This is a genomic window from Streptomyces sp. NPDC012466 (genome assembly GCF_042955215.1).
Taxonomy (GTDB): Bacteria; Actinomycetota; Actinomycetes; order Streptomycetales; family Streptomycetaceae; genus Streptomyces.
The window spans coordinates 24,807-37,442 of the sequence record NZ_JBIBEQ010000006.1 but is presented as its reverse complement, the minus strand read 5'-3'; the positions used below and the strand labels follow the sequence as shown (position 1 = coordinate 37,442).

The following is a 12,636-nucleotide window of genomic DNA, read 5'->3' as shown; positions in this document are numbered from 1 at the left end:
ACCACGAAGGGGGCACCCGCCCGGGTGCCCCCTTCCGCTGCCCGCCCGCCTGGTCAGTTGCCCGAGACGGTGACCCGCTCGTCGTTCTTCAGCTGGCTCACCAGCGTCTTCACCTTCGCGGTGTTCCACTGGAGGTTGCCGTTGGCGGCGTTGCCCGCGATCGGCATGTTCATCGACTTGCCGTCGCCGCCGCTGACGCCCTTCATCGCCCAGAACATGGACGCCAGGTCGTACAGGCCCATGTCCTTGTCGACCACGAGGGTGTCCAGGCCGGCGCTCATGGTCGGGTACAGCTTGAAGGGGTTGAGAACCGTGCCCGGGGTGGCGACCTGGTTGGCCAGGGCCGACAGGAACTTCTGCTGGTTCTTCGTGCGGTCCAGGTCGGAGCCCCTGAGGGCGTAGCGGGTGCGGACGAAGGCGAGGGCCTGCTCGCCGTTCAGCGTCTGCTTGCCCTTCTTGAGGTCCGCGCCGGACTTGGTGTCCTTGATGTCCTGCGGGATGTCCATCTCGACGCCGCCGACCGCGTCCACGATGTTCGCGAAGCCGGCGAAGCCGATCTCCACGTAGTGGTCGATGTGCAGGCCCGTGTTGGCCTCCACCGTGCGCACCAGCAGCTCCGGGCCGTCCTCGGCGTAGGCCGCGTTCAGCTTCGTCTGGCGGCCCGTGGCCGGGTAGAGCTTGCCGGAGTCGGAGCCCTTGAACGACGGGATCGTGACGTTCGAGTCGCGCGGCAGCGAGATCAGTGTCGGGGCGCCGCCGCCGGTGTGCAGGATCATCATCGAGTCCGTGCGCTTGCCCTCGGCGGACCCGGTGTGCAGCTTCTTCTTCTCCTCGGCCGACATGCCCTTGCGGCTGTCGGAGCCGACGATCAGGTAGTTCGTGCCCTCGCCCGCCTCCGGACGGTCGATGACCTTCGACAGGTCGACGTCGCGGTTGAGCTTGGAGTCGGCCCAGAAGTACGTGCCGACGCTCGTCACGACCAGCAGCGTCACCACCGTGATGGCCGTCACCTTGATGCGGCGGCGCCAGTTCGGCGCCGGGCGCGGCTCGTACACGCCGTCGCCCGGACCGCCGGGGCCTCGGCTGCCGGGGGAGCCGTAGACCTGGCCGGTGTTGTAGCCGCTGTCGTAGCTGTCACCGGGGCCGTGGCCGCCCCCGTCGACGTAGGACGGCTGCTGCGGTACTCCGCCGCCGTACGCCGCCTGCCCGGGCGATGCCGCCGGACCGCGGCGGACCTGCCGCATGACACGGGCGCTCTCGGGCTGCGCGCTCGAGCTTCCGCGTCCGTACCGGCTGCCGCGGTTGTCGCCGGAAAACCCCTCGGGCCAATCATTCATGCGCCCCAGTGTGCAGGTCCACGTAGTGGGCCATACAAGAGTCGTCGGAAAATCAGAGCACGGCTGTGGCGAAGCTGACACAAATCCCCCTCATGCCGCCTCGGCATAAGGTGGGGGCCATGACAGACCAGGTCCCAGCTGCGGATTCCGGCAGTCCGGAAATCCCGGGCAAGCCGACTTCGGCGTCCCGCACCACCCTCAGCCACATCATGACCCACAACGACACGAACCTTCTGGGGACGGTGCACGGCGGGGTGATCATGAAGCTGGTCGACGACGCGGCGGGAGCCGTTGCCGGGCGGCACTCCGGCGGGCCGGCCGTCACCGCCTCCATGGACGAGATGGCGTTCCTGGAGCCGGTCCGCGTCGGTGACCTCGTTCACGTCAAGGCACAGGTCAACTGGACGGGCCGTACGTCGATGGAGGTCGGCGTCCGGGTCCTGGCCGAACGCTGGAACGAGTCCGCCCCGCCCACGCAGGTCGGCTCCGCCTACCTCGTCTTCGCCGCGGTCGACGCCGACGGCAAGCCCCGCCGGGTCCCGCCGGTCCTCCCGGAGACCGAACGCGACAAGCGTCGCTACCAGGAGGCCCAGATCCGGCGCACCCACCGCCTGGCCCGCCGCCGCGCGATCATGGACCTGCGGGAGAAGCGAGCGGCAGAGGGCTTCGAGGACTGACGCGCGCCTACGAGCACGCCACCTCGTCGCCCCGCACCACCCCGAACTCGCCCTGCCCCGGGTCCTCGGCCCGCACCTTCTGCACGCGTTCGAAGTCCGCTCCGGCGATCACCTTCAAGGTCGGGCCCAGGCCCTTGACCGCCCGGAGCTCACTGCCCGGCAGAGCCGCCGCGAGGGACTTGGCGGAGCGGTCCCAGCGGGGGTCGTGGGCGACGACCGTGCGCCTGACGTCGCGGGCGGCGGAGTTCACCGGGGCCTTGGTCGTGCGGAAGCCGGTGGAGGCCAGGGCCGCGTCCACCCGGCGGCCCAGGCCGGCGGTGCGGGTGCCGTTCTCCACCTGGACGCGGATCTGCTGCGGGGCGACCGGGACGATCCGGGCCGCGCCGCGCGGCCGGTGCACGGACAGCGGCTGGTCCTGGCGCAGGGCGTCGAAGAGGCGCTCCGCCTTCACCGGGTCCCACTTCAGCGTCGACCCGACGCCCTTCACGGCGTACCCCATCCGCCCGATCGGGACGGTCGTGAACTCCGAGGAGGAGGGCGAGAAGTTCCGCATGGCCCGGCCCAGGTCCAGCATCTCGTCCGTGCCGAAGCCCTTGTCGGCCCGCACCGAGCCGAGCACCGCCCGCGTCACGTCCCGGAACTTCATCGGGTTGAGGAGGATCCCGGACGAGGTGAGCCGTTCCACGAGTGCCGCCATGAAGCGCTGCTGCCGTTTCATGCGGCCCAGGTCGGAGGCCCCGTCGACGTGGCGGGCGCGGACGAACTGGAGCGCCTGCCCGCCCGCGAGCGTGTGCCGGCCGGCGGGGAGGTTCAGGCCGGTGTAGCTGTCCTTCAGCGGGTCCGCGGTGCAGATCTGCACGCCCCCCACCACGTCGACCGTCCTCATGAAGCTGGTGAAGTCGACCTCCAGGTAGTGGTCGATCTTCACCTTCGTCATGTCCTCGACCGTGCGCACGGTCAGCTGCGGCCCGCCCTCGGCGTACGCCGCGTTCAGCTTGATGGGGTGCCCGTGGTGCCGCTTGCCGCTCGTCCGGTCGGTGTGCGCGGGTGTCACCGCGTACGAGTCGCGCGGCAGGCTCACCACGCTCGCCCGTTCCCGGTCCTCGGAGATGTGCACGATCATGATCGTGTCGGTGCAGTGGCAGGGGGCGCCGCCCAGCCGGTACTTGCGGCGCTCCTCCTTGCTGATCTTCTCCCGGCCGTCGGTGCCGACCAGCAGGACGTTCATGCCGTGGCCCGCCTGCGGCCGGTTCTTCATGTCCTTGAAGGGGTCGACCCGGGCGATGTCGGCGTCGAGGCTCGTCATCACCGCGTGCCCGATACCGGCGGAGGCGAGGACCACCACGGACAGCGTGGTGACCGCCCGCATGCCCCAGCGCGGTGTGCGCCGGGGCGGGCCCGGGCGGCGCGGAGCGCGGCGGGGAGAGGGGGGCTGGGGGCGGCGCCGGGGTGCGGCGGTGGACCGAGGGGACCGCGGCGGCGTGGGCATGGGGACACCTCCGGACGACGGCCGTACGTGGGATCCGTGAAACCGTAGGCCGATACGATCTGCGGCCCGCGCCACCGCCCCGGCGGCGCGCACCGGTGTCCCCCGTTCGCGGTAACGTGAGGCCCCTATGAACGCCAATCCCGACGTGCGGCTCCCCGCCGTTTCCGTGATCATGCCCGTCCTCAACGAGGAGCGGCATCTGCGGGGAGCAGTCCAAGCAATCCTCGCGCAGGAGTACGCCGGCGAGATGGAGGTCGTGATCGCCCTCGGTCCGTCCACGGACCGCACGGACGAGATCGCCGCCGAGCTCGTGGCCGAAGACCCGCGTGTGCACACCGTCCCCAACCCCACCGGCCGTACGCCCGCGGCGCTGAACGCGGCGATCAACGCCTCCCGGCACCCGATCGTGGTCCGCGTCGACGGCCACGGCATGCTCTCGCCGAACTACATCGCGACCGCCGTCCGGCTCCTGGAGGAGACCGGCGCGCAGAACGTCGGCGGCATCATGCACGCCGAGGGCGAGAACGACTGGGAGCACGCGGTCGCCGCCGCGATGACCTCGAAGATCGGGGTCGGCAATGCCGCCTTCCACACCGGTGGGCACGCGGGTCCGGCGGAGACCGTCTATCTCGGCGTGTTCCGGCGCGAGGCGCTGGAGCAGCAGGGCGGTTACAACGTGGAGTTCATCCGCGCCCAGGACTGGGAGCTGAACTTCCGCATCCGTGAGGCCGGCGGGCTGATCTGGTTCTCGCCCGAGCTGAAGGTGTCCTACCGGCCGCGGCCGAGCGTGAAGGCGCTGGCCAAGCAGTACAAGGACTACGGGCGCTGGCGGCACGTGGTCGCCCGCTACCACGAGGGCTCGATCAACCTGCGCTACCTCGCCCCGCCGACCGCCGTCTGCGCGATCGCGGCCGGCCTCCTCGTGGGTGCCCTGCTGACGCCGTGGGGCCTCGTGGTGCCCGGCGGCTATCTCGCGGCGATCCTGCTCGGCTCGGTCCCGGCGGGCAAGGGCCTGCCGCTGAAGGCACGGCTGCAGATCCCGGTGGCGCTGGCCACGATGCACATGTCGTGGGGCTGGGGATTCCTGACCAGCCCGCGGGCGCTGGCGAAGAAGGTCATCGCCTCCCGGCGCCCCGCGGTGCGCGCGGACGCCGCCGCGAGCTGACCTCTTACGGCTGAGGCGCTGCCCCGCCCACGGACGCGGAACGGGGCCCGCCGTCCTTCCGGACGGCGGGCCCCGTTCTCATGCCGTGCCCGTGGTCACCACCGGTAGGGCGGGTACACGTCCATGCACTCCTGCTTGTCGGCGGTCAGCGCGTCCGCGGATTCGGGCAGGTCACCCGCATCGGGAGCCTTCTGCTTCGGGTAGGTGGCCCCCTCCCGCCAGTCGCTGCCGACGGTCAGGGTGGTGGTGACGTCGTCGGTGGCCCGCACCTGGCTGCTCGGGACACCGACCGCCTTCGCCACCGACAGCGCGTTGGCCCGGCCCTGCTCCCCGGTGCTCTTCGGGTACGTCACCTGCGTCCGGGCGTGCGGGTCCTGACGGCCCGAGGCGACGGCCCGGGTGAAGCCCTTCTGCTGAAGCGCCGTCACGATCGCGGCGGCCCGCCGCGGAACGGCGGCCTGCTCCTCACTCGCCGTCCCGTTGACGACGGAGACCGACAGCCCCGCGGCCGGCGCGGCGGCCGGACCCGTGGCCGTCACCGACGCCGGGGACGGACCCGAGGCCGCTGCCGCCCGCGCCTTGCCCGCCTTGTCGAAGGAGACGTCGTCGCGGAGCATCGCCCACATCGTGTCGGCGTCCTCCGGCTTGGGCACGAGGTGGTTGGGGTCCAGGGGGTCCTCGATCCACGGCATCGTCGTCATCGTGATGCGGTTCGTCGGGACCGACTTCAGCTGCATGCCCAGGTCGTACAGCTCCTTGACCGTGCCGATCTCCTCGGACACCTTCAGCGCCTTCGTGCCCGCCTCGGCCAGGCCCATGAGCCGGCCGGTGTCGGTGAAGACGTTCTGCTCCTTCAGCGTCCGGATCATCGCGTTCATGTACATGTGCTGCGCCTTGGCGCGCAGCGGGTCACTGCCCCAGGCGTGGCGGGTGCGCAGCCACTGCAGCGCCTGCTTGCCCTGCACGTTGTGCTTGCCGGCCTTCAGCTTCAGTCCGGAGCCGCCGCGCTGACGGGGCAGGGGCCGGTCCCACACGTTCTGGTTGACGCAGACCGGGACGCCGCCGATGGCGTCCGCCATGTCCACCACCCCGGCGAAGTCGACCATCATCCAGTGGTCGATGTACACACCGGTCAGGTTCTGCCAAGTGGCGAGGGTGCAGCCCGGACCGCCGCGCTGGAGCGTCTCGTTGATGATTGTGTTCTTGGCCGGGTAGGTCTCCCCGGTGTCGGGGTCGACGCACTTGGGGATGTCCACCCGGGTGTCGCGCGGGATGCTCACCACGGACGCGCTCTCGCGGTCCGCCGAGACGTGCAGGAGCATCTGCACATCCGCCAGGGGCTTGCTGCCGACGTTGTCCCTGCCGCCGCCCAGCTTCACGTTCTCCGCCGAGTTCCGGCTGTCGGAACCGATCAGCAGGATGTTGAGGGGGGTCTGGCCCGCCGCGTTCGGTCCGGTCTTCTCGACGTCGGATTCGCCGCTGTTGCGCTTGCCCTTGTCGATGTTGCCGTTGAGATGGCGGTAGTAGAGGTATCCGGCGCCGGCCGTCCCGAGTATGAGTACCGACAGCACGATCGCGGACCAGCGCAGTATCCGCCGTCCGCCGCCGCGCCGCCGACCGCGCCGTCGGCCGTGGCCGGCTCTGCCCCCCTCGCCGCCGCCCGCGGCGGGCGCCTCGGCCCCCGCACGCTCGTCCTGGGCCAGGCCGCCCGAATCGTGCCGCGGGCTGCCTCCGCGCACGTCACTCTGCGCCATACCCCTGCCTCCCCACCCCTACGGCCGACCCACGGGTCCGCCCCACGTCGTGTTCGGATCACGGGCGACCCGTGTCCGTCCGGACCACGGGTTTCCCCGGTGCTCCGCCGGAGCACGGTTGTCTCCGCCACTGGTTGGACCACTGACATGCCCGCTCGGATGTACACCCGGCCGATTCGTCCGGGCATGCCCCGTCCACCTGTTAGACGCAGGAAGGGACGGTCAGGTCACTTCGCGCACTCGACCTTGTCGGCCACGGCCTTCTGCACGTCGTCCGGCACCTTCACCGGAGTGGTGAGGGGCACCCCCGCCCCCTTGAAGCCCTTGCCCAGGGGCAGCGTCATAGCGGGCACCCCCTGGGAGTCGGTCACGCTCTTGCCCGGCTTCAGCGGAACTGGGGCATGCCGCCCCTTTGTTTGAGGGAAGGCCCGTGAACGGGAAGGAACGCGGAGTCACTTGGCGCACGTCACCTTGTCGGCGGTGGACTTCGGCACCCCCGCCGGTGCCTTGGTGGGTGCGGTGAGGGAGACACCCGCTCCCTCGAAGTCCTTGCCGAGGGTCAGTGACATGGCGGGCAGCCCCTGCGAGTTGGTCACGCTCTCGCCGGGCTTCATCGCCGAGCCGGACAGACCCATGATGTCCGCGAGGCGGCGGGCCTGGTCGGCCTGGTCGGGCGCGTACTCGAGCGTGGTCTTCGCCAGCGAGGCGGGCGCGTTGCCGGCGTTCTCCGATTTGGTGACGCCCTCCTCGTTCTGCAGCCAGCTCAGCGTCTCCTGGGCGCTGCCGGCGACGGCACCGCCGTTGAGGATCCGCACCCGCACCTCGGAGGCCGGGGCCTTGGTGCCCTTCAGCCGGGCGGCGACCGCGGCGGCCTCCTTCTTCTTCCGCTCCTTGACGGCGGTGAAGGAGACGTCGTTCCTGATCATCGCGAAGACCTGCGGGGCCGTCGACTCGTTGAGCACGACCGTGGCCTTCACCTTCTCGGCCGGGTTGTCGACGACCGGAACGGTGGCGAACGTCAGGTTCTTGATGTTGAGCTTGCCCAGCTCCAGACCGAGGTCCTTCAGCTTGCCGATGCTGTCGAGCTGCGAGTCGACGGTCAGCGCCTTGGTGCCCGCCTCGGCCAGATCGAGCATTTTCGAGGGGCTGGTGAGGGTGTCGTTGGACTTCAGCTTGCGCATCAGCGCGCTCAGGAACTGCTGCTGCAGGCCGATCCGGCTCAGGTCACCGCCGAAACCGACGGCGTGCCGGGTCCGCACGAACGCCAGCGCCTGCTCGCCCTCGATGGTGTGGGTGCCCTTGGACAGCTTCAGGTGCGAGTCCGGGTCGTCGAGGTCCTTGCCCACGCAGACCTCGACCCCGCCGACCGCGCTGGTCAGCGTCTTGACCGCGTTGAAGTCCGCGACCATGAAGTTGTCCGGCTTGACGCCGGTCAGCTCGGTCACGGTCCGCATCGTGCAGCTCGGCGTGCGGCCGTCCTGGCCGAGGCTCGTGTTGAAGCGGACCTGCTGCGTGCCGGGGATGACCTTCTGCGTGCCGTCCTCCTGCGTCGTCGGGCAGTCCGGCACGTCGACGATCAGGTCGCGCGGGATGCTCAGCGCGGTGGCGTTCGAACGGTCCTTGGAGACGTGCAGCAGGATCGTGGTGTCCGCGTGCCCGACACTGCCCGCGTCGCCGTACTTGTCGTTGCCCTTGCCGGTGCGCTTGTCGGTGCCGATCAGCAGGATGTTGATCGCCTTGTCCTTCTGGAAGCCACCGGTGCTCGCGCCGTCGTCGGAGACGGACGCGATGTTGTCGTTCAGGTGCTCGATGTAGAAGTACGCCGCGCCCGCACCGGCGACCAGCACGAACGCCATCGTGCCGCCGGTCCACAGCAGGACCTTCCTGCCCTTCGAGACCTTCTTCACCGGGCGCCGTCCGCGCCGCCCCGCCGGCGGCTCCTCCGGCGCCGCGCGCCGCCTGCGCGGTGGCGGCACCGCACGCCCGGGCGTCTCGGGCCGTGACCGGCCGGGCGCCTGCGTGCGGCCGCGCGCCCGCGGGGCCGCCTCGGAGGACCGCGGCCTGCGCGGCGCGGGGACGCCCGACTGCGGTGCGGAATGACCCAGTCGCAGTTCGTATTCGCCGGTGTCCGGGTTGAGCACCCACTGGTCTGCGGGGTCGATGTCGTCCGCCCGCCCACGGCCTTGCGCGTCCACGGTTGCCTGATTCCTCCGTCGGGGCACGCGGCGCCTTCCCCTCCAAGGCGCTCGGGTCTCGGTCACACGGTGCGCGGCCTCAGGACTGTCCCTCAGGGCCGGGCGCACCGGATCGCTCACACTAACCGTCCCTTTCGGCGCCGAGCGACGACGGTGACCCATTCCACGTCCCTACACCTGGGCAATTCGCCCATTTCCCGGGTGAAGAGTTCATGGCCTCGGAGTGGCCTTGGTGCCCGCTTTACTCGCAGGTGTCCTCGGCTGCCGTGTTACCCCGAAACGTCGGTGGAGGAGAAACGGTGACGGCGGGCGCGCGGAAAGGGCCCGGATGCGAATCCCCGTACGACCCGTCACGCGAATCGGCGGCCCTCGCCGGGGCGTGATGTCCTGGGCCGTCCCCCTCGACGACCACCGGTGCGTCCGTGCGCAGCCGCTCGAACAGCCGGTCCGCCGCGGGCTCCACGAGTTGGTCGCGATTGGCGTCGTACGCATACGACTCCCGGGGAACGGTGAGGAATTGCACTTGTTCCATGGGGATGTCGCGCAGGCCGCGCACGAGTTCGTACAAACCGCGCAAGCTCGCCAGATCGGGGTCGGTGGTGAGGGACGATGTGGCGGCGTCCAGCACGGGATACAGCTTCCCCGGATTCAGCAGGACGTCATTGCTGCGCACCTTGTTGACGAGCGCCCCGAGGAAACGTTGCTGCCGTTCCATCCGCTCGGTGTCGCTGCCGTCGCCGAGGGACTTGCGGGCGCGCACGTAGCCGAGGGCCTGCTCGCCGTTCAGCGTCACGCGCCCGGCGGGCAGCCGCAGCTTGGCGGCCCGGTCGTCGATCGGCTCCCGCAGGCACACCTCGACGCCGTCGACCGCGTCGACCATCTTCTTGAAGCCGTGGAAGTCGACGACGACGTGATGGTCGACGCGGATGTCGGTCAGCTTCTCCACCGTCCGGATGGTGCAGGCCGAACCGCCCAGCTGGAAGGCCTGGTTGAACATCGCGAACCGCGGCGCGCTGCGGGACCCGTCCGGGCGTCGGCAACCCGGCAGGTCCACCATGAGGTCCCGGGGCAGGGAGACGGCGGTGGCGCTGCCCCGCCCCGCGGACAGGTGCAGCAGGATCGTGGTGTCGGACCGCTCGGTGCCGGAGTCCCGCCCGTAGCGGGCGTTGTCGCTCCCCTCGCGCGAGTCCGACCCGATCAGCAGGATGTTGCGGGCGTCCTTGACGAGCGAGGTGGGCCGCTCCTTGTCGTAGCGCTGGAGTTCGGCGGCGGCCGCCTCGTCGGGCGTGATGTTCCCGCTGAGCTTCGCGTATACGGCCCAGCCGATGCCGCCCGCCGCCACGAGGACAGTCGTGACCCCGAACGCCGTGACGCGCACCCACCGCCGCCGGCGCCGCCGCAGCAGCCCCCGCCCGCTGGCGGACGCCCCCGCGCTCGGACCGACCCTGTAGCCCACGGCAGCAACCACCCCTCCTGACGTAGGAACGCCCCGCGCGCACTGCTCCTACGACCATGGCGCGGATGGAGGGCGGGGGACGGGTGGGGATGGGCCGAACGGGGGGAGGGCCCTAGTGGCCCGCCGTGCCGCGGGCGATGGTCGTGACCCGCTCGCTGTCCACCCGCTTGTCCAGCACCCCGTCCCCGGCCTGCTCCAGATGCCGGCACAGCACCACGGAACCGCCGGTGGCCAACGGCCCGTACAGCCCGGCGTTCAGCCCCTCCCACGTGTCGTAGGGCAGGCCCGACAGGATCCGCGACCCGGGTCCGGTCAGCCCCAGCGCGGTCGCCTCGGCCCGGGCGCGCTCGACCACCTCGGCCCCGCTGAACTCCCGCCCGGCCACGATCAGCGCGGGCCCCTCCGGGTCCACGGGCGCGTACGGCACGAACCGGTCCCCTTGCCCCGGCACCTCCACCGCGTAGTCCGCGAAGCCCTCCGGGGCCTGCGGGAACCGCCCTCCGAGCGGCCGCAGGGCCATGGCGATCCGCGCCCCGGAGCAGGCCCGCGCCTCCTCCAGCCGGTCCGGCCCGCTCACCACGACGTCCGCGGCCCGGGCGTCCCCGGACACGTCCGCGACGACTCCCACGGACGCGCACGCCAGCAGCCACACCGCCGTCTGCCAGTGCGCGGGCAGCAGCAGGGCGACCCGGTCCCCGGGCTCGACGGACAACTCGTCCTGGAGGAGGTTCGAGGTCTTGGCCACCCAATTGGCGAAGGTGGCCACGGACAGTTCGACGCGTTCGCCCGTGGCATCGTCGTAGAAGGTCACCAGGGGGCGTCCCGGATCCGCGGCGAGCGCGGAACCCAGCAGGTCGGCGGGGGTGCGATCGGTGGCGTTCACCCGCGCAAGCGTACGCGGCGCACCGGCCCCCACCCAACGGCCTGCCCGCCGTCCCGCCGCGAATCCGCCACCAGTTCGGCCGAACCCGGCCGACGACCCGTCACATCCCAAATAGACAGACTTGTATGACTATGTCCAAGATCAGGGGCATGCGTGGATTCCTTGCTTCCTCGATCGGTGTCACCTGTGCGGCCGCCCTGGCCCTTCCCCTCACCCCTCCCGCCCTCGCGGCGACGGCGAGACCGGTGCCGGCCGCGGAAGCCGCCCCGACGGCGAGACCCGCGCCGCGCGCGGGCACCCCGGCCACGACCCCGGCCGACCGGCGCGCGGCCGAACCGTACGCCGCCGGCAGCACCCAGTCCCTCCCCCTCGAACCCCTCACCCGCGATCGCGCCACCCCCTCCGCCCCCGCCGCCGAACAAGGCCTGACCCGCCGTGCCGTACGCCACTTCTCCCTCGTCGGCGTCGTCTGGGACGACCCCGACGCCGAACTGCACGGCCGCGTCCAGGTCCGCACCCGCGCCGCCGGTACCGGCACCTGGTCGGGCTGGCAGGACGTCGAGACCCACAACGCCGACCACGCCGCCGACCCGGACACCCCCGAGAGAGCCTCGGGCCGGATCCGCGGTGCCACGGCCCCCCTGTGGGTGGGCGACTCCGACGGCGTCGAACTCCGGGTCCGCTCCGAGTCCGACGGCGCGGCGACCGACTCCGCCGGGAACAGCGCGGACGCCCGCAACCTGCACGCCGCGCCCCCGCTGCCCTCCGGCCTCCGCCTCGAACTCGTCGACCCCGGCGAGGACGAGGACCCGTTCCGCGGTGCCGTCGCGGACGGCCCCCGCACCGGCGGCCTGAATGCCGAGGCGTCCGCGCTCACCGACGCCGCCGCCGTCAACGCCGACCTCGCCCCCCTCGGCGCCACCGAGATCACGGCACTGAGCCGCACCGAGACCGAACAGGAGTACCTCGCCCTCGACGCGGGCGTACTGACCGAGCAGCAGCGGCAGGCGAAGCCGTACATCGGCCCGCGCCCGGGTATCGTCACGCGGCGCGGATGGGGCGCGGACGAGGGGTTGCGGGAGAGCGGCTTCCGGTACACGAAGAAGGTCAAGGCGGCCTTCGTGCACCACACGGCCAGCGGCAACAACTACCGCTGCTCGCAGGTCCCCTCACTCATCCGCAGTATCTACCGCTACCACGTCAAGAGCATGGGCTGGCGGGACGTCGGCTACAACTTCCTCATCGACAAGTGCGGAAAGATCTACGAGGGCCGCGCCGGGGGCGTGGCGAGGCCGGTCCTCGGCGCGCACACGCTGGGTTTCAACAGCAACAGCATGGGGATCGCCGTCCTCGGGTCGTACGGCGCCACCAAGCCGTCGAAGGCCGCGGTCAAGGCCGTCGCCCGGCTGACCGCGTGGAAGCTGGGGCTGTACCGGGTCAACCCGAAGGGAAAGACCTACCTGAAGTCGGCCGGCAGCAATCTCCACCGCAAGGGCAAGAAGGTACGACTGAACGTGATCTCGGGGCACCGGGACGGCTTCATCACCGAGTGCCCGGGACGCAAGCTCTACGGAAAGCTCGGCTCGGCCCGCTCCAAGGCGGCCCGCTACCAGGGCCGCTGAGCACACGTCTGACCGCCGACGGGGGACAGGGGGGGCGGATGCCGCACGGCCAACGAAG

General features: G+C 71.2%; 9 protein-coding genes. 3 read left to right on the top strand and 6 right to left on the bottom strand.

Features of this window, described 5'->3' with window-relative positions; translation table 11 throughout:
• Nucleotides 1–53: 53 nt before the first annotated feature.
• Nucleotides 54–1,337, bottom strand: a complete 1,284-nt coding sequence (locus ACFY9E_RS22220; RefSeq protein WP_390986734.1) for an LCP family protein — start codon at nucleotides 1,335–1,337, stop codon at nucleotides 54–56.
• 119 nt (nucleotides 1,338–1,456) lie between these two features.
• On the opposite strand from ACFY9E_RS22220, the gene ACFY9E_RS22215 reads away from it, so the two are divergent.
• Nucleotides 1,457–2,014, top strand: a complete 558-nt coding sequence (locus ACFY9E_RS22215; RefSeq protein WP_390986732.1) for a hotdog domain-containing protein — start codon at nucleotides 1,457–1,459, stop codon at nucleotides 2,012–2,014.
• Between the two features lie 7 nt (nucleotides 2,015–2,021).
• Here ACFY9E_RS22215 and ACFY9E_RS22210 read toward each other — a convergent pair whose 3' ends face one another.
• Nucleotides 2,022–3,503: an LCP family protein gene (locus ACFY9E_RS22210; protein ID WP_390986729.1), complete on the bottom strand. Its 1,482-nt coding sequence runs from the start codon at nucleotides 3,501–3,503 to the stop codon at nucleotides 2,022–2,024.
• A gap of 127 nt (nucleotides 3,504–3,630) precedes the next feature.
• On the opposite strand from ACFY9E_RS22210, the gene ACFY9E_RS22205 reads away from it, so the two are divergent.
• Nucleotides 3,631–4,668, top strand: coding sequence for a glycosyltransferase (locus ACFY9E_RS22205; RefSeq protein ID WP_390986727.1), 1,038 nt, complete (start codon nucleotides 3,631–3,633; stop codon nucleotides 4,666–4,668).
• A gap of 95 nt (nucleotides 4,669–4,763) precedes the next feature.
• On the opposite strand, the gene ACFY9E_RS22200 is transcribed toward ACFY9E_RS22205, so the two are convergent.
• The 4 genes from ACFY9E_RS22200 to ACFY9E_RS22185 form a co-directional block, all read right to left on the bottom strand.
• Nucleotides 4,764–6,422, bottom strand: coding sequence for an LCP family protein (locus ACFY9E_RS22200; protein ID WP_390986724.1), 1,659 nt, complete (start codon nucleotides 6,420–6,422; stop codon nucleotides 4,764–4,766).
• Between the two features lie 452 nt (nucleotides 6,423–6,874).
• Nucleotides 6,875–8,617, bottom strand: a complete 1,743-nt coding sequence (locus ACFY9E_RS22195; RefSeq protein WP_390986722.1) for an LCP family protein — start codon at nucleotides 8,615–8,617, stop codon at nucleotides 6,875–6,877.
• 241 nt (nucleotides 8,618–8,858) lie between these two features.
• Complete coding sequence (locus ACFY9E_RS22190) at nucleotides 8,859–10,073, bottom strand: LCP family protein (RefSeq protein ID WP_390986719.1); 1,215 nt, start codon at nucleotides 10,071–10,073, stop codon at nucleotides 8,859–8,861.
• A gap of 112 nt (nucleotides 10,074–10,185) precedes the next feature.
• The gene (locus tag ACFY9E_RS22185; RefSeq protein WP_390986717.1) at nucleotides 10,186–10,956 is read right to left on the bottom strand and encodes a TIGR03089 family protein; all 771 of its coding nucleotides are present in this window, start codon (nucleotides 10,954–10,956) and stop codon (nucleotides 10,186–10,188) included.
• A 149-nt stretch (nucleotides 10,957–11,105) separates the two neighbouring features.
• Between ACFY9E_RS22185 and ACFY9E_RS22180 the strand changes: the two genes are divergently transcribed.
• A complete protein-coding gene (locus ACFY9E_RS22180) occupies nucleotides 11,106–12,578 on the top strand; it encodes an N-acetylmuramoyl-L-alanine amidase (RefSeq protein ID WP_390986714.1) in 1,473 nt (490 codons plus the stop codon).
• Nucleotides 12,579–12,636: the final 58 nt, after the last annotated feature.

Excerpts from the sequence above, each read along its gene's own strand:
- ACFY9E_RS22180 (WP_390986714.1), top strand. The coding sequence starts at position 11,106 with ATGCGTGGATTCCTTGCTTCCTCGATCGGTGTCACCTGTGCGGCCGCC.
- ACFY9E_RS22205 (WP_390986727.1), top strand. The coding sequence starts at position 3,631 with ATGAACGCCAATCCCGACGTGCGGCTCCCCGCCGTTTCCGTGATCATG.
- ACFY9E_RS22200 (WP_390986724.1), bottom strand. The coding sequence starts at position 6,422 with ATGGCGCAGAGTGACGTGCGCGGAGGCAGCCCGCGGCACGATTCGGGC.
- ACFY9E_RS22210 (WP_390986729.1), bottom strand. The coding sequence starts at position 3,503 with ATGCCCACGCCGCCGCGGTCCCCTCGGTCCACCGCCGCACCCCGGCGC.
- ACFY9E_RS22215 (WP_390986732.1), top strand. The coding sequence starts at position 1,457 with ATGACAGACCAGGTCCCAGCTGCGGATTCCGGCAGTCCGGAAATCCCG.
- ACFY9E_RS22220 (WP_390986734.1), bottom strand. The coding sequence starts at position 1,337 with ATGAATGATTGGCCCGAGGGGTTTTCCGGCGACAACCGCGGCAGCCGG.